Here is a 19,362-nt window from a genome sequence, read left to right as displayed (position 1 = left end):
CGCTTAGGCGCTGCGCCGCGTCCGGGGCACGAGAGAGGAGAGTTCGAGAATGAATTTCGACGACACGCCGCAGGAATCCGAGTTTCGCGCAACCGCCCGCAAATGGGTCGCCACCAACGCGCCAAAGGAGTTCGAGGAGGAGTTGTCGAAATCCTCGCTCGGTCGCATCCGGCTTGCGAAACACGACATGGTCGAGGTCGGCAAGGCCTGGCAGAAGAGGAAGTCAGAGGCGGGCTGGGCCTGCCTGCACTGGCCGAGGGAATATGGCGGCCGTGGCGCGACGCCGATCGAGCGGGTGATCTGGCAGCAGGAAGAGGGCGTCTACGGCAAGCTGACGCAGCCGTTCCAGATCGGCGAAGGCATGTGCGGCCCGACCGTGATGGCCTGGGGCAGCGAGGAGGCCAAGCGCCGTTATCTGCCGAAGCTCGCCTCTGGCGAGGAGATCTGGTGCCAGCTCTTCTCCGAGCCGTCAGCCGGCTCCGACGTCGCTGGGCTTCGCACCCGCGCGGAGAAGAAGGGCGACGACTGGGTCGTCAACGGCCAGAAGATCTGGACCTCTGGCGCGCACTATTCGGACTATGGGCTCCTGATCGCGCGGACCGATCCCAACGTGCCCAAGCACAAGGGCCTCACCATGTTCTTCCTCAGCATGAAGAGTCCTGGCGTCGAGGTGCGGCCGATCAAGCAGGCCAACGGCATGCAGGAGTTCAACGAGGTCTATTTCACCGATGTGGTGATCCCTGACAGCCAGCGCTTGGGCGCCGTCGGCGACGGCTGGAACGTGTCGCTGACCACGCTGATGAACGAGCGCATGTCGATCGGCTCGCGGCTTGCGACCGGCGTGCCCGAGATGTTCGAATTTTGCTCAAACCTGATGCTGGAGGATGGCCTTGCGATCGACGATCCCGCCGTGCGCTCGAAACTTGCGAGCTGGGCGGTGAAATCGAACGGGCTGAAATATACCAGCTATCGCGCCATCTCGGCGCTTTCGAAAGGCGAGCGTCCGGGCCCGGAAAACTCCATCGGCAAGTTGGTGTCGGGCGTGATGCTGCAGGACATCGCGGCCTACGCGATGGACCTGCAAGGTGCGGCCGGCGTTCTCACTGGCGCCGATGAAGAGACGGTTCACGGCCAGTTCCAGCAGATGCTGTTGTCCTCGCCCTCGATGCGCATTGCCGGTGGCACCGACGAGATCTTGCGCAACATCATCGCCGAGCGCGTGCTGGGCTTGCCCGGTGACATCCGCGTCGACAAGGACGTGCCGTATAACAAGATTCCGACCAAGGGGCGATGATCTCGTACCCCGGACGCGGTGCGGCGCGAAGATTGTAGGGTGGGCAGAGCGAAGCGTGCCCACTATATGCATCGGCGCGGGGGCGCGCCGTTGGTGGGCACGGCGCTGCGCGCCTTTGCCCACCCTACGAACGCCGAACAACGAGAGTTAGTCCATGGATGTCGCAGTGAGTCAGAACCAGAACCGCATTGGCGTGCTCGAAGAGCTCCTCAATGAGCGCTATTCCGTTCGCGCCTTCCTGCCGAAGGAGGTCGATCGCGCGACCATCGCGCATGTCCTGACGACGGCGCAGCGCACCGCGTCCTGGTGCAATAGTCAGCCCTGGCAGGTCGTCATTGCCAGCGGCGAGGCCAAGGAACGCTTCCGCAAGGCGATCTACGAGGAGGCGTCAGGCGGCATCGGCAATGACTACGACTTCACCCCGCCGCGCGAATATGTCGGCGTGTATCTGGAGCGCCGCCGCGAGAGCGGCTTTCAACTCTACAACACGCTGGGTATCGCCCGCGGCGACAAGGCCGCCTACGCAAAACAGGCGCTGGAGAACTACAACTTCTTCGGCGCGCCGCATGTCGCGATCATCCATACCGACGAGCCGCTCGGCATCTACGGAGCGATCGATTGCGGCGCATACGTCTCTAATTTCATGCTGGCCGCGCAGGCACTCGGGCTCGGCACGATTCCGCAGGCTGCGCTGGCGCGCCATTCCGGCCTGATCCGCCGGCATTTCGACCTGCCCGACGATCGCCGGGTCGTCTGCGGCATCTCGTTCGGCTATGCCGACCACGCCCACAAGGTCAACAGCTACCGCACTTCGCGGGCAAGCCTGGCTGACACCGTGAGGTTCGTGGACGAGTGAGTTGCAGACGACGAAAGCCCCGATCGCCAAGATCGGGGCTTCGTTGCCGGACGCTGTCGCTTAGTAGATGCCGTACGCGCAGACGTTCACGATGCGCACGCGCGGGCCGTGGCGGGTGGGCACCACGCGCTCCTGGTAGCAGCCGCTCACGCCAGTGTTGACATAGAGGCCGCCATAGCCCCAGCCCCAGCCCGGACCCCAGTGATGATGGAAGCCGTGGGCCGACGCGGCGCTGGGCGCAACGGCGGCAACGCCGAGCGAACCGGCGGCGACGAGACCAAGTGCAAGCTTGCGAAACATTCTCTTCTCTCCAGTGTGGCACGAAGCCATTGTTGTGTCCCTGCATCTCGGTCGGCATGACCGCGAAACGCGTTCATTCGCGCTGGCAGGAATCGTGTTTCTGTACTGTTTCGTGGGGAGAGAGGGGCGGGCCGGCCTTTAGGTTTTGCGCGTCGCGATGCGGCGTCACGCGACGTTCCGACGGCGAGCAGCGGTTATCTGCATGAGGGTGGCGTCACCATCTCTTCTCCGTCATTGCGAGCGCAGCGAAGCAATCCAGAGTCTTTGCGCGGCGACAATCTGGATTGCTTCGCTGCGCTCGCAACGACGTGTGGGAGGCAGTTGCGCCTCAATCTCAACTCGTCGTCCCGTGCGCGCCAAGCGCGAGCCCGGCATCCATAATCACAGGAAGCGGTCGTGGCGCGAGATCGTGGTTGCCGATTTTGCCGAAGTCAAAACCGCGGCGGCCGTTTTTCCGCGAAGGCCTTGATGCCTTCCTTGATCTCGTCGCCGCGCATGCTCTCGCGGTGACGCTGGTCGGCGGCCTCTTCATCGAGCGCGCCGCGGGCGAATTCGTTGATGGCGCGCTTCATGCCGCGCATCGCGATCGGCGCGTTGCCAGCGAGGATATTGGCGAGCTTGTCGACTTCCTCGTCGAGAAGCTCTGATGCCACCATAGCGGTGAGATAGCCGATGCGCAGCATCTCCGGCGCGGTAATCTTCTGCGCGGTCAGGAACAACATCTTGGCGTTGTCGACGCCGAGCCGCGTCACATAACGCTTGATGCCGCTGGTGTAGTAGTGAAGTCCCAGCCGTGCAGCAGGCATGAACATCTCGGCGGTGTCGGCGCCGATACGGAAGTCGCAGGCGAGCGCAAGATCGGTCGAGCCGCCATAGACGCCGCCGTTGAGTCGGCAGATCGTGGGCACGCCGAGATCCTCCAGGCGGTTGACGACCACCTCGAACGCCGAGCCCGCGCTCTGCTGCTCGCTGGCGCTCACTGCGCGCTCGGCCACCGAATTGAGATCGTAGCCGGCGGAGAAGGCGCGCCCGGTGCCGGTCAGCACCAGCACGCGGATCGCGGGATCGGCCTCGATCCGGTCGAACAGTTTCAAGAGCTCGGCGAGATCTTCAGCCTGCAACCGGTTGAGATGCCTGGGACGGTTGAGGCGTACGGTGGCACGCGCGCCGTCGATGTCGAGCAGGGGCGTGCTGGCGGTCTCGGCCGCATCCGACATTGCCGTCTCCATCTACTTGTTTTCGAGTGCGCGGCGTTTGGCTTCGGCATCAATGGTCTCGGCGAGATCGGGATGCCGCGCCATCAGCACGCGGAAATCGACGAGGTCGAGCACGAGCAGCCGCGAGACCTTGACGGTCGTGACGTTGGCACCGCGCACGTTGTTGCCGAGCAGCGCCATCTCGCCGAAGAATGCGCCTTCGCCGAGCGCCACCTTCTTGCCGGGCAGATCGACCTCGACCTCGCCGGAGGCGATGAAATACATGCAGTCGCCCTGCGCGCCCTTCCTGATGATCATGGTGCGGGCGGGCAAATCCATGGTGCGCAGCATATGGGTGACGTCGGCGATCGCGGACGGTCCGAGAGCGGCAAAGAACGGCACCTTGCTGACGGTCTCCCAGGTCTTGAGGAAATTGTCGCGCCGCGTCTCGGCGGCGAAGCCAGTCGCCAGAATACCGGTCCACAGGCCGAACACCCCAAGGCCGGAGATCATCACCAACGCTGCTACCATCCGCCCGAGCGGCGTCACCGGCACGACGTCGCCATAGCCCGTCGTCGTCAGCGTCACCACCGCCCACCATAGTGCCGACGGCACGCTGCCGAAGGTCTGGGGCTGCACGTCGCGCTCGAGGAAATATTCAGCAACGGAGGCGAGGAACACCACCATCAGGAAGATCACGAGCACGCTGAGCAACGGTCCCGATTCCAGTACCAGCACGCGGCGAAGCTGGCGCAGGCCCGGAATGCCCGGCACGACCTTCAGCACCCAGAGTACGCTGAGGAGCCATGCCGTCTTGGGTTCGACACCCAGCACCAGCGCGACGGGCACCGCCAACGCCCCGATCGCATCGACCAGTCCGCTCGAGGACAGCACGTAGAGCCCCAGTCGCTGCTGTCTTGCCATGTGGCGCAACCGGACCAGCCATTCGAACACGAAATAGGCCAGGCACGCCCACAGCACGGCGTTCGCCCAGTGATGCGCGGTTTCATAGGCCGGGTTGACCGTCAACAGCATCATGGTCACGACGCCGACCGTGACCGCGACATAGGCCGCCGTGGTCATGTTCCGGCCGGCCGTCGCGGCCACGAATTTCGCCAGAGGGGGAATCAACGGCTTAGACATACGGGATTGAGGTCCGGTCTTGGCTGGAATGCCGGTCCCGGTTGGGACGGTCGCGCCAAAGTGCCTGCGCGGACGGGGGCCGTCAACGATCGGACGCTGACAGCATTATCGCGGCCTGCCTTGCAAGCCGCAATCATGGGCCGAAATGGAGGAGACCGTTACTTGAAATGCGGCGGCTCGTCGTAGCCGCGGCGGCTCGAGAAGAACAGCAGCGCCATGAGCCCGACGCCGACGATCACCGAGAAGCCCGCGCCCAGCGCGAGCGCAATGTAACCTTCCGTCGGAATCGGCTCACCGTCGGCGGACAGGGCGGAGTAGGCGAAATACCCGACGCCAGCGAGCATCGCGAGCAGGATGATGATGAGCAGTGCACGCATGGCCGATCTCCGGTTGCGCGGAGCATCAACGGTTGCAGGTCAAGTCAGTTCCCGATGCGCGACGCCGTCGCGCGCGCAGGTTCCCTGCGCTGCGTGCGAGGTCAGGCCTCACGCACTGTGTGCGGTCTTCACCACCACCACGTTGGTGTCGTCATGTGCAGCGGCTTCGCGCGCCGAGGCCTCGCTAGCGTGCTTCTCGGCATCGCCTGCGTGCCGCTTCAAATGCTCGCGCCGCATGCCGATCTCGTCGCGGACGAATTCATAGCCGAGCTTGAACGTATCGAGCCCGTCGGTACTGATCGTGCCGTCTCTTAATCCCACCACGGCTCTGCGCAGGATCGCTTCGAGCTCGTCTGCCAGGCACTCGAGCTCATCGAGCGAATGGGCATGCTCGACGCGCTCGCCGACATCGAGGATGGCCGTGGAGAGCTCGCTGGCCTTCTCCGGTGCGATCCTGGTGACCTTGGCGTAAATTGCCGCGAAGATCGAGCCGATGACGCTGAGCGCGCCGGCGCCCAGATACATCATGTCGCTGTATTTATCCATAAACGACTTGGTGTCATCGTTGATGTAGTCGGCCGCGCCCTGGTGCGCCATGACGAAGGCGTCCTTGTCGACGGAAGCCGGCTCGATCCGGGTGGCGAATCCACTTTCGAGGCCGAGCTCGGACTTGTTCTCGTAGACGATGCGCGCGAGGTCGCCTGCGGTGGACAACGACATCTTCGACTGTGCGACCAGCAGCCATTCGAGCCCGATCGTATCGAGATCGTCGTCGGGAATCTCCGGCGAGGCCGACAGCGTGCCCGCGGTCAAGGTCTCCTCGGAAATGCCGGGAATCTTGCGCGCCAGCGCCTTGGCCTCGTCGATCGCGTTCAATGTGAAGCCGCCGCGCTTGGCGACCTGCTCATAGGCCTTGTCGCGCACCGCCTTGGAGGCGTGGACGATGGCGATCACCGCGGAATAGCCGCTAGCGGGCGCCAGCAGCTTGTCCAGCGTTACGCCCTGCGGGGCCATCTGCACGCGTGCCGCAGCGTCCGGCGTGTCGGGGACGTCGAGGATGCTGCGGACGAAGGCGAGCGAATTGTCGTTCTCGGCGAGCACCGCGACCTTCTTCTTTTTCAATTCCGCGAGCGACTTGACCTTCTTGTTGCCGGGGCCGAGCAGCAGCACGAGATCATGCTCGAGGATGGCGAGCGCGCGCGCCCGCGGCGGCACCTTGCCGTCGGTGCGCAGGATGGCGAGATCGGCCTGCTTGCGGTCGAATTGGGCAATCGCTTTGGCGTTGTCAGGATTGTTGACGATCTTGATCCGGAACCGGGAGGCATTGTTCTTGAGCACGGCGGCGAGCTTGTTGGCGAAACGCGCCTCGTCGCTGTTGGCATCGCCGACGGCAAAGATCAGGGTCTCCGAATTGCGCAGCATGGCCCGGCCGCCCCAGACGGTGGCCAGCGACAGGATCAAGGTCAGCACGACATACAGCACGACCTGCTGCTGATTGGTCTTGATGACCTTCGGGCGCGACGGCGGGGACTGCTCGGGCGATGACATCTGGCCTTCAGCACTCATGGCCGGCCTTATCCTTGCATGGCGGCGGCCGGCTTGCCGGCAAAGGCCGCTCGAAAATTCGTAAGCGTCTGAAAAAAATACGATAATCCTCTGCCTGAGGATGATAGCTCTCTGGCGGCAGAATGCAAATTTCGAGCCGCGGGTAACGTTACCGCGAGGGGGCGGCGGCGGCGGTCCTCATCGACGTTGCGCCAAACCTTGCGATTTTCCGGTTCCTTCCGGGGTGCATTCCACCGCGAGAGATGTCATAAAAGCGCGATCTCGGCGATTTGGCCGGACCCAAGAAGAAGTCGCACTGAACGCTCCATTTTTTCTTCCACGTTCAATGAGGGCGTCCAGCTTTGTCGTTTCCACCCATGTCATCGGCGGTTCCGGTCGAAGCGCTCATTGGCTGGATGCTGCTGCTCACCTTCAAGCACATCATCGCCGACTTCGTCCTGCAGACCGCCTGGATGGCGCATGGCAAGGACCAGAAGCATGGCTGGGCTCTGCCGCTCCTGGTGCATTGCCTGGTTCACCTTGCGGTTGCGCTGCCGCTGATCCTGATAGTTGCGCCAAAATTCTGGTTCGTCGCCCTGATTGATTTCGCGATCCACATCACGGTCGATCGGGCCAAGGGGTTGGTCTCGGCCAATTTCGGCGTCAACCAGGAGCACCCCTGGTTCTGGACCCTGATCGGCGTCGACCAGGCGCTGCACCACCTCACCGGTTTTGGGCTGTCGATCTTCATGGCGGCGAACTGAGCTCGCAGGCTTCGGCGGCGTTCCGATTCGCAAATCGGGGGAAAGACCCCGGGACACTACAGGCCCGTGTGGTTAACCTTTCGTTAGAGGATTGCGCGGCATCTTCGGCATACGAGGAGAATCGCAATGTTTTCAAGCCGAGACGCCTACGAAAGCGATTTCTGCCCGGTCCGCGACGAGCTCCTTGGCGAGATGTATCGCGCCAGCGAAAGCGGCCTGCCGAGGCTGGTTGAGAGTGTTGCCCCCGAGGCCCGCGCCAGGCTGGCCCTGTTTTGCTACCGCCGCAGCCATCTGCATTCGCTGGCGATCGCAATCGCGGCGAGCTGCACGGAGCGCGAACTGATCGAGAGCGGGGGACGCGTCGGCTCCACGCTTTACGCGCTGTCGCGTGAAAGCACGGCGAAGGCATCGCCGTCGCTGTCGGGCAGCCGCAAGCCGATTACGCTGTCGACCAAACCGCTCTCGGTGCTTGCGCCGCTCGAGGACGAGCTCGACGACGATCTCGCGGAAGCCGTCCCGGCTTAAGTTATCGTCTCGATCACCGGCAGTCCGAACTTCCGCCGCGCCATCGCGCATTCGGCATCGCCGGGCATGCAGGTGCGGCACACCTCCGGCCGCACGGCATAGACGCCGCAGGCGGTCGCATCCCCGATCTTCCCTTTCAGCGCCGAACAACGGTTGCCGTCGCAGCGCATGCCCGATTGCCGATCGTTGACGAAGGCTTGCGGGATAGCTGCGAGCTCCTCCTCGCTCTCGATCGAGAAGCGCGGCCAGTTCGCCGAATAGGCGCAGCAGGCGCCGCAAGCCTGGCAGAGCTGCGATAGGTCGGTCGCGGAATTCTGGTCCATGTCGCTCAATTGTCCTTCGGAGGACCCCAGACCAGGCTCTGCCGCCACTTGGCGCGCAGCACGTCGCGCCGCTCCGGATATCTCTCGTCGAGATAGGTCGCATCTACCACGCGGTCGGTGCGGAAGCTGCGGAAATCGCTGCGCAGCTCGCACCAGGCTGCGAGCAGCCGCACGGCCTCGAGATAACCGACTGCAATCGGCCAGATCGTGCGCTGGCTGTCGCGGCCCTGTTCGTCGCGATAGCGCAGCGTGATCTTCTTGCCCTCATGGATCTGCGTGCGCGTGCGCACCATGTCCATGCGATCGGGTTCGCGATTCCAGCTCGGTCGCGCACGGCTTGCCGGCTCCAGCACGAAAGGACGCAGGCGCTCGGGCACGGTGTCGGCAATCTTCGCCATCAGATCCTCGGCGGCGCGCGCCAGCGCCGTGTCGGCGTGGCCGGCAACCCATTGCGCGCCCAGCACCGCCGCCTCGATCTCATCGGGCGTCAGCATCAAAGGCGGCAGGTCAAAGCCCTTTTCGAGGATATAGCCCATGCCAGCTTCGCCGCGGATCGGCACGCGCTGGCCGATCAGCGTGGCGATGTCCCGATAGACGGTGCGCTTGGAGGTTTCGAGCTCGGCCGCGATCGCGTCCGCCGTCAACGGTTTGCGGCTGCGCCGAAGCACCTGGATGATCTGAAACAGCCGGTCGGCACGTCTCATGACACGTCTTCCGATTTGGCACCGTTTAAAAACCGGCGCGCGGATGCTGACAGGATGTTGGCAGCAGGGGAGTTCTATACCGGGACAACACTTCGAATGAAGAGGATTTGTCCATGATGCTTCCCACCACCTTCGGCCAGGCGAGCCCGCTGTGGCGGGTGCAGGCCTTGCTGCAAACCTTCACTCTTGGCCGTGCTCTTGGCCGTCTCGGCGCGTTCGATCTCATGTTCGTCGACCTCCGTCTCGCGATCGTCACTCTCGCGGCGCGCTCGCTGCTCGGAGCTGCGAACGCCGTGGTTTGTCACGTCATGGGCCGCGCCTGGCACGGGGCCCGTTTCGCGCAGGATATCACGGCTGCTGCCACCATGGTGGCAGCAGCCGGTCGGTAGGTTCCAACAACTGTTTCGGGGATCAGGAGCAAGAGCATGATCACGCTTTACGGCTTTGGCATCGGCTTCGGCTTGCCGGAAATCAGCCCCTTCGTCACCAAGACGGAGGTGCAGCTGAAAATGGCAGGACTGCCCTACCGGAAGGAGCGGGCGATGCCGCCAGCTTCGCCCAAGGGGCAGCTGCCGTTCATCGACGACGACGGCGAGGCAGTTGCCGACTCCACCTTTATCCGCGCGCATATCGAGCGTCGCTATGGTTTCGACTTCGACGCCGGCCTGTCGTTGCAGGAACGCGCGCAGGCATGGGCCTTCGAGCGCATGATCGAGCATCACGTCTATTGGGGACTGGTCGGAGCGCGCTGGGTGGACCCGGTCAATTTCGCCAAGGGCCCGGCGCATTTCTTCGACGGCGCGCCTGAGCACAATCGCGAGAAGCTGCGCGAGGACGCGCAATTCCGCGTCGCCGAGAACTATCTGCTCTCTGGCCTCGGCCGCCATGCGCCCGATGACGACGTCGATCTCGCCGTGCGCTCGCTGTTCGCGCTGTCCGTGCAGCTCGGCGACAAGGCCCATCTGATGGGCAACAAGCCTTCGGGCGTCGACGCCACTGCGTTCGGCGCGCTCGCTGGAATCATGACGCCATTCTTCGAATCCAAGCTGCGCGAGCAGGCGGAAGAGTTTCCGAACCTCACCGCCTATGTCGACCGCATGATGGATCAGTACTATCCGGAGTTCGCCTGGACCAAGCTCCGAGAGGCGGCCTGAAAAGAAAAGAGCCGGCCCTTCATGGCCGGCTCTGATCGCCTTCGAGTGATCGCTGCTCTCACTTCACCAGCTTGTACTTGCCGTTCGTCACCGTGAGCAGGATGCGTGAGCGCTCGTCAAGGCCATACCGATCCTTGTCGGTGAAGTTGTAGACGCCCTGGCTTGCGGCCAATTCCTTCTCCGACAGCAGGGCCTGGCGGATCGCCTCACGGAATTCCGGCGTGCCGGGCTTGGCGGTCTTCAGCGCCGTCGGGATAATGCGCTTCAGAAGCTCGAACGCATCATAGGAGTGGCCGGCGAATTGGCTGCGGCTGTTCGGGCCGTACTTCGCTTCATAGGCGGTATTGAGGGCAAGGCCCGGCTTCTTGGTCTGCGCCTCGTCCGGCTGGTCTTCGGGATCCATCACGGGCCCTGAAGCCATCAGCACGCCCTCCGCCGCCTTGCCGGCGATGCGGATGAAATCCATGCTCGCCGCGCCGTGGGTCTGGTAGATCAGGCCCTGATAGCCGCGCTCGCGCAGCTCGGTCTGCGGCAGCGCGGCTGCAGTGCCGGATGCGCCGACCAGGATCGCGTCGGGATTGGCGGCGACGAGCTTGAGCACCTGTCCGGTCACCGACGTATCGGGACGCGCGAAGCGCTCCTCGTCGACGATGGTTATGCCCATCGGTCCGGTCTGCGCCTTCAGGTCGTTGAACCAGAGGTCGCCATAGGAGTCGGAATAGCCGATATAGCCGACCGTTTTCACGCCCTTGGCCTTCATGTGGTCGTACAGCACCTTGCCCACGATCGGGATCGGCTGCGGCATCGCCACCGACCACTTCATGCGCTCGGGGGTGATCGGAAAGGGAGCGAGGCCGAAATGCGGAATGCCGGCTTCGTTCGCGACGTTGGAGACCGCAATCGTCGGTGGCGTCAGCGCCGAGCCCATGATGATGTCGGCCTTGGATTCCGTGACGAAGCGCCGCGCGTTGGTGGTCGCGGTGGTCGGATCGCCGCCATCATCGAGCACGATCACCTTCAGCGGCACGCCGGCGATTTCCTTCGGCACGAACTCCAGCGCATTGCGCTCGGGAATGCCGAGCGCCGCGCCCGGGCCTGTCGTGGTGGTGGTGATGCCGATGGTGATTTCGTTGGTCTGGGCCATCGCGGGCAGCGCCGGCAGGGCCAACGTTGCCGCCGCAACAGCGGCGGTCAGGTAAAAGCGTTTCATCTATTCCTCCCTTAAGGTGTGCCTTTGAAAGCAGACTTTGTGATCGAATTCAGCCCCGTCTTTGGGCGGTGCGGCGATTTAGCTCCAGAATCTAATTGCCCACGAATTTGGCCACCATCTCCGGCGGAAACGCCGCGGATTTCAGCTTGTCGGGATTGGCCGGGTCGCGGCCGACGAGGACACGGGTCTCGAAGGCCTCGATCGCCAAGGCTCTGGTCGCCAAGTCCTCGCCCTTGTAGACGTCGTGCTTTACCTCGAAGCTCGAGCGCTTGATGCTCTCGATCTTCGTCTCGATGGTGATCCAGTCGCCGTGGGTCGAGGGGATGTAGAACTTCGCCCTCGTGTCGACCATGGGAATGCCGACCAGGCCATATTTGTGGACCAGGTCCTGTTTCGAGAAGCCGGCCTTCTCGAACAGGACCGAGGTCGAATCGTCGAACATCGAGAAATAGCGCGGATAATAGACGATGTTGGCGGGGTCGCAGTCACCCCACTGGATCTGGACGTCGCGCCGATGGACGAACATGCGTGATATACCCACTAGTGCTGCGCCACACCTCTCCCGGAGGGAGAGGTAAGGTGGAAGTCGCGGCTACAGCCGTTCGGTTTACTTCGGCGCCATGCGCAGCGAGCCGTCGAGCCGCACGACCTCGCCGTTGAGATAGGCATTCTCGACCATGTGCAGCGCGAGCGACGCGAATTCGTCGGCGTGGCCGAGCCGGCGCGGGAACGGGATCGCGGCGGCGAGCGAATCCTGTGCCTCCTGCGGCAGGTTGGCGAGCAGCGGCGTGAGGAACAGGCCGGGGGCAATGGTCAGCACGCGGACGCCGAACTGCGCGAGCTCGCGCGCGATCGGCAGCGTCATGCCGACGATGCCGCCCTTGGACGCCGAATAGGCGGACTGGCCGATCTGGCCGTCATAAGCCGCGACGGAAGCGGTGTTGATGATGACACCGCGCTCGCCGCTCGCCTGCGGCTCGAGCTTGGACATTTCGGTGGCGGCAAGACGCAACATGTTGAAGGTGCCGATCAGGTTGACCTTGATCACCTTGTCGAAATCGGCAAGCGCCATCGGACCATCGCGGCCGACCACGCGTTTGGCAACGCCGATGCCGGCGCAATTGACGAGCACGCGGGCCGGACCATGCGCCTTGGTGGCAGCCGCGATCGCGGCTTCGGCCGAGGCGGCATCGGAAACGTCGCAGGTCACGGCGACGCCCTTGATCTCGGCCGCGACTGTTTCGGCGAGCTTGGTGTTGAGGTCGCAGACTGCGACCTTGGCGCCCTGCGCCGCCAGCTTGCGTGCGGTCGCCGCACCCAGTCCCGATGCACCGCCGGTCACGATGGCTGCCTGATCCTTCAACAACATGGCGTTCTCCTTTGGCGGATTGTTTCTAAGCGACCGATATCACACGGTCCGATGGATTTGCAGCATAGAGCTCGTCTATCAGTGCGGTGCGATGCTCGAGCACGGCGCGCTGGTTTATCGAGCCTTTGTCGGTGACCTCGCCCTTGTCGATCGAGAGCGGCGTGTCCAGAAGGATCGCGCGGGTAATCCTGGTCGAGGAGCCGGTCGCCGAGCCGAGGAACTGGGTGAGGCGCTCGCGGAACGCCTCGCGGACCAGGCGGTCGCGCGCGGTGACGACGAGATCGTCGGCCGGCAGCGTCGGATTGATCAGGCGGCAGCCGTCGAGGTCGAGCACAACGAGCGCGGAAATCTCGTCGCGGTTGATGCCGGCGATCACGACGTCGCGCACCAAAGGCGCGCAGGCGGCAACGAAGCGCGCGCGCAAGGGGCCGACGCTGACCCAGGTGCCGCTCGCGAGCTTGAAGTCCTCGCTGACGCGGCCGTCGAAGTCGAAACCGGCATTGAAGTCATCAGGGTCGGCGGGCTTGAGTGCATCGCCGAGTTTGTAAAAGCCTTCCTCGTCGAAGGATTTTGCGGTGACCTCCGCCTGGCGCCAGTAGCCAGGCATGACGTTCGGGCCCTTGCAGCGAACTTCCAGCTTGCCGTTGTTGGGCACGAGCTTGGCGTCATTGCCGGAGACCGGCAGGCCGACATGGCCGGAACGGCTGGTGCGTGGATTGACCGACATGAAGAACGGCGCGGTTTCGGTGGCGCCAAGGCCAGTCAGCATCGGCACGCGATAGCCCTTCTCCTTCACCGCAAGCTCATCGAGGCTGTTCCAGACGAAGGGCGAAAGCGCCGCGCCGGAGAAGAACATCGCGTGCAGGCGGTCGAAGAATTTTGCGCGCAGGCCCTGGTCGTCGCGCAAATAGGGCAGCAGCGATTCGTAGCCCTTTGGCACGTTGAAATAGACCGTCGGCGAAATCTCCTGGAGATTGCGCACGGTCTCCTCGATTCCGCCGGGCACCGGCTTGCCGGCATCGAGATACATCGAGCCGCCGTTATAGAGGGTCAAACCGATATTGTGATTGCCGCCAAAGGTGTGGTTCCAGGGCAGCCAGTCGATGATGACCGGCGGCTCGTCCTTGAGGAAGGCCAGCGTCTCGCGCAGCATCACCTGGTTGGCGCAGATCATGCGCTGGGTGTTGATGACCGCCTTGGGATTGCCCGTCGATCCTGACGTCAGTAGGAATTTCGCGATCGTATCGGGGCCGATTCTCCCATGCAGCTCGTCGAGCGCGGGATGGATCGGCGTCGCCATGAGGTCGGCGAGCAGCGTGACGTCGTGCCCCGGGACGGTGCCGTAGGACGCGGCGATCTCGATGCCGGGCGAGACGTTGCTGGCAAGCGCGTTCGCGAATTTGTCGGCGTCCTCGGCAAAGACGAGGCCCGGCGTCAGCAGCTTCATCAGGTACGATAGCTTGCCGTAGTCCTTCGAAACCAGCGAATAGGCCGGCGAGACCGGGCAGAACGGGATGCCGGCGTAATAGGCGCCAAAGGCGAGCAGCGCATGGTCGATCGAATTGCCGGAGAGGATGACGACCGGCTTCTCCGCCGACAGGCCACGCTGGATCAGGCCGGAGGCGATGTGCCGGCTCGCGGTGAGGAGCTCGGCATAGGTGATCTTGCGCCAGCCCCGGCCGCCTTCGCGCTCGGCCATGAAGACGCGATCCGGCGTCGTCTTCGCCCAATGATGCAGGCGGTCGGTGATGCGCACCGGATAGTCGCCGAGCGGCTGTTTTGGCCGCAGGTAAATCGTGCCGTCATCGCGCCGCTCGATGTTGACGACGGGATCGCCGAACGAGATCGGCCGCAGCGGGGAGGTGCTCGCGCCGCGCTCCGTGGTGGAAGAGGACGGCTGTGCACTCATGACTTGGGCTTCACCTTGGCGGTCTTGTGTTCGAGGAACTCGCGGATCCGTCGCTTGGCTTCCTTGTCGCTCTGGGCAACCGTCGCCATCAGCGATTCCATCAGCAGGCCAGTCTGCGGATTGGCCTCGGCGATCATCGGCAGCGCCTGGAGCACGGCGAAATTGGTCAGCGGCGCATTGGAGGCGATGCGGGCGGCGAGCTCGAGCGACTTGGTCAGCGAGCCGCCTTCCTCGGTCAGGTATTGCGCAAAGCCGTAGGAGGCGCCTTCGGTCGCGGAATAGACGCGGCCGGTCAGCATCATATCCATCATGCGCGCGACGCCGATCAGCCGCGGAAGCCGCACCGAGCCGCCGCCGCCGACGAAGATGCCGCGCTGGCCTTCCGGCAGCGCGAAATAGGTCGAGGGCTCGGCGACGCGGATATGCGCGGCACAGGCCAGCTCCAGCCCGCCGCCGATCACGGCGCCCTTCAGCGCCGCGATCACGGGCACGCGGCTGTACTGGATGCGGTCGAACACTCGGTGCCACATCTGGGAGTGCAGAAGCCCGCCAGTGGCGTCGTGGTCGGTCAGCTCGGAGAGATCGAGGCCGGAGGAGAAATGGTCGCCGATGCCATGGATGACGACCGCGCCGATGTCGTCCGGCAGCGTCGCAAAGCAGTCGCTGATCTCGCGAATGATGCCGTCATTGAGCGCATTGCGCTTGGCGGGCCGGTTCAGACCCACGGTCAAGACCTTGCCTGCCCTCTCGATCCTAAGCAGCGCATCAGGTCCCGCGGTTGCGGTATCGGCGTTTCCCTGTGTCATTTGCGTCCTTTTCAGAATAGTTATGTTGTATAACGAATTTCGGAGGAGTCAATATGCCGATGGGGAGTTCGGTTGAGTGGGCAAGAGGGTGCTCCAAATCGGTGTCGTCCAGGCCTAGTGCGCAATTGTGCAGGGGCCGAGACCCCGCGCGAGCGCTTGCGCCCGTCGAGATACCCCCAGGAGAATATTTGGCGAAGATTCGTGGCCCGAGTTTCCCCAACAACCCTATCCTGTGATTATGGGTTCCGGGCTCGCGACTTTGTCGCGCTCCGGGAGGACGAGCGAAGTGCGAGGCGCGGACATTGCCACTAATAGTCCCGGCGCCTGCCATCGCTTCGAGGCCGAAGCGCCTGTCTCACATCACCTGATGCACGTCGATCACCACGCGGTCTGCGTGCCGTGCGGCTGAGGCCACGAAGATGTGCTGCATCAGCCAACGGTATTTCTCGTGTCCGGTCTCGAACCGCGGCACGGTGCGGAAGTAGATCAGCTCGGGGTCGACGGGCTCGCCGCGCTTGAGCTTCTGCAGCAGGTCCACCGGGCCGAAGCGAATCCCTTTGTTCTCGACATAGACGGTGGCGCCGTCGTCGGTTTCGAAGGCGTATTTGGCTTCCAGGTCGATCAGCTCGCTCGGACGGATGACCTGGAAGTCGGCACCAAACGGCAAGACCTTGCCGTTGATCACGCCCCGCACCTCTCCGCCGATGATCGGGATGATGCGGCGGACACCCGTACCAGTCTCGCCCGCGGTGACGACGTCACCAATCCACGCGGTGATGGTGAAGACGTACTTTGTCTCGAGCTTGGGTGTGGTCATCACTCCACCCCTAATGCGCCATCATCCGCGTCGGCAGCCAGGTCGCCAGCAGCGGGAAGGCGATCAGGATCACCAACCGCACCAGGTCGGTGGCCACGAACGGGATCACGCCCTTGAAGATGGTGGAAAAGGACACGTCCTTCACCACACTCTTGATGACGAAGACATTCATGCCGACCGGCGGATGGATCAGGCCGAGCTCGACTGTCATGACGATGATGACGCCGAACCAGATCGGATCAAAACCAAGATGTGTGATCACGGGGAAGATGATCGGCACCGTCAGGATGATCATTGCCATGGCGTCCATCAGGCAGCCGAGCACGAGGTACATCACCATGATCAGCGCCAGCACGCCGTAAGAGCCGAGGCCGAGGCCTGTGAGGAATTCCGTGACCTTTTGCGGGGTCTGAGTCACCGTCAGGAAGTAGCCGAAAATCAGCGCGCCGATCAGCACGGTGAACACGGCGGCCGCGGTGCGCGTCGCCTGCAGGAGCGAGGCCAAAATCTTCTCGCGGTCGAGCCGCCCGGTGAGCACGCCGATGATGAAGGCGCCGGTGGCACCGACGCCGCCGGCTTCGGTCGGCGTGAAGCGAGGCAGGAACGGCAGGCCGTAGAGGCCGCCGATCACGAACACGAACAGCAGGACCGGCGCCCAGATATCCTTGAGGCCCGCGAAGCGCTCGTTCCACGGCAGTTTCTTGCCCTTCGGCAAAAAGTCCGGACGAAAGTATCCGATCAGGCCGATGGTGATCATGTACATGCTCATCGCCAGCAGGCCCGGGATGATACCGGCGATGAAGAGTTTTCCGATGTCCTGCTCGGTGATGATGCCGTAGACCGCAAGCACGGTGGAGGGCGGCAGCATCGCACCCAGCGTGCCGCCGGCCGCGATCACGCCAGTGGCAAAGGACTGTGGATAGCCGAAGCGGCGCATCTCGGGATAGGCGACGGCTGAGAAGGTCGCGGCCGTCGCGACGGAGGAACCGCAGATCGCGGCAAAGCCGCCGCAGGCGCCGACGGTTGCGATGCCGAGCCCGCCGCGCAAATGGCCGACAAAGCCGTTGGCGGCGCGGAACAGTTCGCGGCTCATGCCGGAATTGCTGACGAAGGAGCCCATCAGCAAGAACATCGGGATGACGCCAAAAGTGTAGTCGGTGACCGTGCGCATCGAGGTCTGGCCGACCAGTTTCAGCGCCGGCGTGGCGCCGACGAGATAGGAGAAGCCGGACACGCCGACGAGGCCCATGGCCATGCCGACAGGCACGCGCAGCAGCATCAGGAGAAATAAGGAAACGAAGCCGATTACGGCGACGGCATCGGTGCTCATGACTACTCCGTCGCCTTCAGCTTGGGATCGTGCATCTCTTCCGGATGGAAGATCAGTCGGTAGGTGCGGATCGCGATCAGCAGCACCGCCGAGACATCGCCGATCCAGGCGATCGCGAAGAACGGCCAGGTCGGCATGTGCATATCGAAGGTCTGCACATTGTCGTTATAGGTGCCGCGTACCTTGTCGAACAGCGTCCAGGTCTGCACGGTGACGACGAACAGCAGCACCAGGGTGGCGAACACGTCGATCCAGCGCTGATAGCGCGGGCTCGAATTGGCCCAGACCAGGTCGACCGTGATGTGCGTGCCGCGATAGGAGGTCGCGGCGATGCCCCAGAAGATCAGGATGCCGAGCAGCATGCGGCCGATGTCGAAGGAATCCGGGATCGAATAGTTCAGCGTGTTGCGCAGCAGGACCGAAACGAAGATGTCGAGCGCGACGAGGCCGACGAAGCCGGCCGCGATCCATTCGATCGTATCGATAAAGCGATCCATCCAGGCGCGCTTCATGGGAAAAGAGTCCTTCCGACGAGTTCGAGGTGTGCCCGCGGTGGAGCTGCGCTCCCTCCCCGCCCGCGGGGGAGGGCTGAGGAGAGGGTGCTTCCACAATCGAGAACCCCCAAGAGGAGAGAGCCCTCACCCGGCGCTCTGCGCCGACCTCTCCCGCGAGCGGGAGAGGTGCAGCGAGCTCGCGGCCGCGTCTTGGCGTCACTCCGCCAGCGCGTTGTACTTCTTCAGCGAGGCCTTCAACTCGGCGAGCGCTGCGTCCGGGTCGGCGCCGGTCTTCCTCACGCCCTCGCCCCAGGTCTTGACCAGCGGCTCGGCGGCCTTCTTCCAGGACGCGGTCTGCTCCGGGTTCAGCTTGTAGACCTCATGACCTTCTTCCGCCTTGATCTTGTCGATGCCGGCATCCTCGAACTTGCCCCAGTGCTCGCCGACCACGCCGGCCATCTCGGTCGTGCAGTTCTTGTCGATCGCCGCCTTCTGCTTGTCGGACATCGCATTGTACTTGTCCTTGTTCATCACGAAGACGAAGGTCGTGACATAAAGCGGCGCCTCCATGTCGTACTTCGTCACCTTGTCGATGCCGAACAGCAGCAGCGAGCCCCAGGGGAAGGTGACGCCATCGGCGACGCCGCGCTCGATGATGTCGCGCACTTCGGGCGCGGACGACTGCACGTTGGTGCCGCCGAGCGAGGTGACGAAATTCGCCATGGTGGCGTGGGCCGGGCGGATCTTCAGGCCCTTCACGTCCTCCGGCACCACGATCTTCTTGGTGCGGGAGTGGAACGAGGAGGGCGAGTGGACGAAGGCGAGGCAGTATTTGACGTCCTTCATCTCCTTTTCTGCATATTTGCGGTACCAGGCATCGAGCCCCATCGAGCCGCCCTTGGCGTCCGAGATCAGGAACGGCAGTTCGCCGGCGCCAATGATCGGGAAGCGGCCGGGCTGGTAGCCGGGGTTGACGTAGGTGACGTCGGCGATGCCATCGCGCGCCATGTCGTAATGGTCGAACGCCTTGCCGAGCTGTTGCGCCGGAAACACCTTGCTCTTGATGGTGCCGCCGGAGTCTTTCTCCACAGCGGCCGCCCAGTCCTCCAGCGATTTCTGGAGCGGATGCGAGGCTGGTACCCAATGCGAGATCTTCAGGTCGAAATTCTTGTCCTGCGCGAAGGCAGGCGTCATGCTTGCTGCCAGCAGCAACGCCAGACAGGCTTTCCTCATTGCTCGTCTCTCC

The 19,362-nt window shown here is 63.6% G+C and carries 22 protein-coding genes; 6 read left to right on the top strand and 16 right to left on the bottom strand.

Translation table 11 applies throughout. The annotated features are described in order from the left end of the window. Positions 1–49: 49 nt before the first annotated feature. Both SO139_RS30735 and SO139_RS30730 read left to right on the top strand, forming a co-directional pair. Positions 50–1,294: an acyl-CoA dehydrogenase gene (locus tag SO139_RS30735; protein WP_449379415.1), complete on the top strand. Its 1,245-nt coding sequence runs from the start codon at positions 50–52 to the stop codon at positions 1,292–1,294. A gap of 154 nt (positions 1,295–1,448) precedes the next feature. Continuing rightward, a complete protein-coding gene (locus tag SO139_RS30730; RefSeq protein WP_449379414.1) occupies positions 1,449–2,150 on the top strand; it encodes a nitroreductase in 702 nt (233 codons plus the stop codon). Positions 2,151–2,210: 60 nt separating this feature from the next. Here SO139_RS30730 and SO139_RS30725 read toward each other — a convergent pair whose 3' ends face one another. The 5 genes from SO139_RS30725 to SO139_RS30705 all read right to left on the bottom strand — a co-directional run bounded on the left by SO139_RS30725 (position 2,211) and on the right by SO139_RS30705 (position 6,732). Continuing rightward, on the bottom strand, positions 2,211–2,450 hold the full coding sequence (locus SO139_RS30725) for a hypothetical protein (RefSeq protein ID WP_449379413.1): 240 nt from the start codon (positions 2,448–2,450) through the stop codon (positions 2,211–2,213). A gap of 431 nt (positions 2,451–2,881) precedes the next feature. Beyond that, positions 2,882–3,667, bottom strand: a complete 786-nt coding sequence (locus SO139_RS30720) for an enoyl-CoA hydratase/isomerase family protein (RefSeq protein WP_449379412.1) — start codon at positions 3,665–3,667, stop codon at positions 2,882–2,884. A gap of 12 nt (positions 3,668–3,679) precedes the next feature. Continuing rightward, positions 3,680–4,789 (bottom strand): cyclic nucleotide-gated ion channel, encoded by a 1,110-nt coding sequence (locus SO139_RS30715; RefSeq protein WP_449379411.1) that lies wholly within the window; start codon positions 4,787–4,789, stop codon positions 3,680–3,682. Positions 4,790–4,947: 158 nt separating this feature from the next. Next, positions 4,948–5,166: a hypothetical protein gene (locus SO139_RS30710; protein ID WP_449379410.1), complete on the bottom strand. Its 219-nt coding sequence runs from the start codon at positions 5,164–5,166 to the stop codon at positions 4,948–4,950. A gap of 108 nt (positions 5,167–5,274) precedes the next feature. Continuing rightward, the gene (locus SO139_RS30705; protein ID WP_449379409.1) at positions 5,275–6,732 is read right to left on the bottom strand and encodes a TAXI family TRAP transporter solute-binding subunit; all 1,458 of its coding nucleotides are present in this window, start codon (positions 6,730–6,732) and stop codon (positions 5,275–5,277) included. Between the two features lie 395 nt (positions 6,733–7,127). Here SO139_RS30705 and SO139_RS30700 point away from each other — a divergent pair, with 395 nt between their 5' ends. After that, positions 7,128–7,475, top strand: a complete 348-nt coding sequence (locus tag SO139_RS30700) for a DUF3307 domain-containing protein (RefSeq protein ID WP_449379443.1) — start codon at positions 7,128–7,130, stop codon at positions 7,473–7,475. Positions 7,476–7,601: 126 nt separating this feature from the next. Further along, the gene (locus SO139_RS30695) at positions 7,602–8,000 is read left to right on the top strand and encodes a hypothetical protein (RefSeq protein ID WP_449379408.1); all 399 of its coding nucleotides are present in this window, start codon (positions 7,602–7,604) and stop codon (positions 7,998–8,000) included. On the opposite strand, the gene SO139_RS30690 is transcribed toward SO139_RS30695, so the two are convergent. Together SO139_RS30690 and SO139_RS30685 are read right to left on the bottom strand one after the other, a co-directional pair. Continuing rightward, positions 7,997–8,323 carry a YkgJ family cysteine cluster protein gene (locus SO139_RS30690; RefSeq protein WP_449379407.1) on the bottom strand — a complete coding sequence of 109 codons (327 nt, stop codon included), beginning with the start codon at positions 8,321–8,323 and terminating at the stop codon, positions 7,997–7,999. The genes SO139_RS30695 and SO139_RS30690 overlap by 4 nt on opposite strands. 5 nt (positions 8,324–8,328) lie before the next feature. After that, a complete protein-coding gene (locus tag SO139_RS30685) occupies positions 8,329–9,027 on the bottom strand; it encodes a helix-turn-helix transcriptional regulator (RefSeq protein ID WP_283038261.1) in 699 nt (232 codons plus the stop codon). 113 nt (positions 9,028–9,140) lie between these two features. Between SO139_RS30685 and SO139_RS30680 the strand changes: the two genes are divergently transcribed. Together SO139_RS30680 and SO139_RS30675 are read left to right on the top strand one after the other, a co-directional pair. Then, positions 9,141–9,416, top strand: a complete 276-nt coding sequence (locus tag SO139_RS30680; RefSeq protein WP_449379406.1) for a hypothetical protein — start codon at positions 9,141–9,143, stop codon at positions 9,414–9,416. Between the two features lie 36 nt (positions 9,417–9,452). Then, positions 9,453–10,181 carry a glutathione S-transferase family protein gene (locus SO139_RS30675; RefSeq protein WP_449379405.1) on the top strand — a complete coding sequence of 243 codons (729 nt, stop codon included), beginning with the start codon at positions 9,453–9,455 and terminating at the stop codon, positions 10,179–10,181. 58 nt (positions 10,182–10,239) lie between these two features. On the opposite strand, the gene SO139_RS30670 is transcribed toward SO139_RS30675, so the two are convergent. From SO139_RS30670 to SO139_RS30630, 9 genes are all read right to left on the bottom strand, one after another. Further along, positions 10,240–11,391: an ABC transporter substrate-binding protein gene (locus tag SO139_RS30670; RefSeq protein WP_449379404.1), complete on the bottom strand. Its 1,152-nt coding sequence runs from the start codon at positions 11,389–11,391 to the stop codon at positions 10,240–10,242. Between the two features lie 91 nt (positions 11,392–11,482). After that, positions 11,483–11,917, bottom strand: a complete 435-nt coding sequence (locus SO139_RS30665; protein WP_449379403.1) for an acyl-CoA thioesterase — start codon at positions 11,915–11,917, stop codon at positions 11,483–11,485. A gap of 81 nt (positions 11,918–11,998) precedes the next feature. Then, positions 11,999–12,760, bottom strand: a complete 762-nt coding sequence (locus tag SO139_RS30660) for an SDR family NAD(P)-dependent oxidoreductase (protein ID WP_449379402.1) — start codon at positions 12,758–12,760, stop codon at positions 11,999–12,001. Between the two features lie 25 nt (positions 12,761–12,785). Further along, positions 12,786–14,669, bottom strand: coding sequence for a feruloyl-CoA synthase (locus SO139_RS30655; protein WP_474799485.1), 1,884 nt, complete (start codon positions 14,667–14,669; stop codon positions 12,786–12,788). Beyond that, a complete protein-coding gene (locus SO139_RS30650) occupies positions 14,666–15,475 on the bottom strand; it encodes a crotonase/enoyl-CoA hydratase family protein (protein WP_449379400.1) in 810 nt (269 codons plus the stop codon). The genes SO139_RS30655 and SO139_RS30650 overlap by 4 nt, the downstream gene beginning before the upstream one ends. A 355-nt stretch (positions 15,476–15,830) precedes the next feature. Beyond that, on the bottom strand, positions 15,831–16,292 hold the full coding sequence (locus SO139_RS30645; protein WP_449379399.1) for a DUF3237 domain-containing protein: 462 nt from the start codon (positions 16,290–16,292) through the stop codon (positions 15,831–15,833). Between the two features lie 10 nt (positions 16,293–16,302). Next, on the bottom strand, positions 16,303–17,622 hold the full coding sequence (locus SO139_RS30640) for a TRAP transporter large permease (protein WP_449379398.1): 1,320 nt from the start codon (positions 17,620–17,622) through the stop codon (positions 16,303–16,305). A 2-nt stretch (positions 17,623–17,624) separates the two neighbouring features. Further along, positions 17,625–18,134, bottom strand: coding sequence for a TRAP transporter small permease (locus SO139_RS30635; protein ID WP_449379397.1), 510 nt, complete (start codon positions 18,132–18,134; stop codon positions 17,625–17,627). A 198-nt stretch (positions 18,135–18,332) separates the two neighbouring features. Next, on the bottom strand, positions 18,333–19,349 hold the full coding sequence (locus tag SO139_RS30630; RefSeq protein WP_474799480.1) for a TRAP transporter substrate-binding protein: 1,017 nt from the start codon (positions 19,347–19,349) through the stop codon (positions 18,333–18,335). Positions 19,350–19,362: the final 13 nt, after the last annotated feature.

The organism is Bradyrhizobium sp. UFLA05-89, assembly GCF_059803475.1.
Note: the sequence above shows the minus strand (reverse complement) of the source record. Positions and strands in the feature narration are given on the sequence as shown.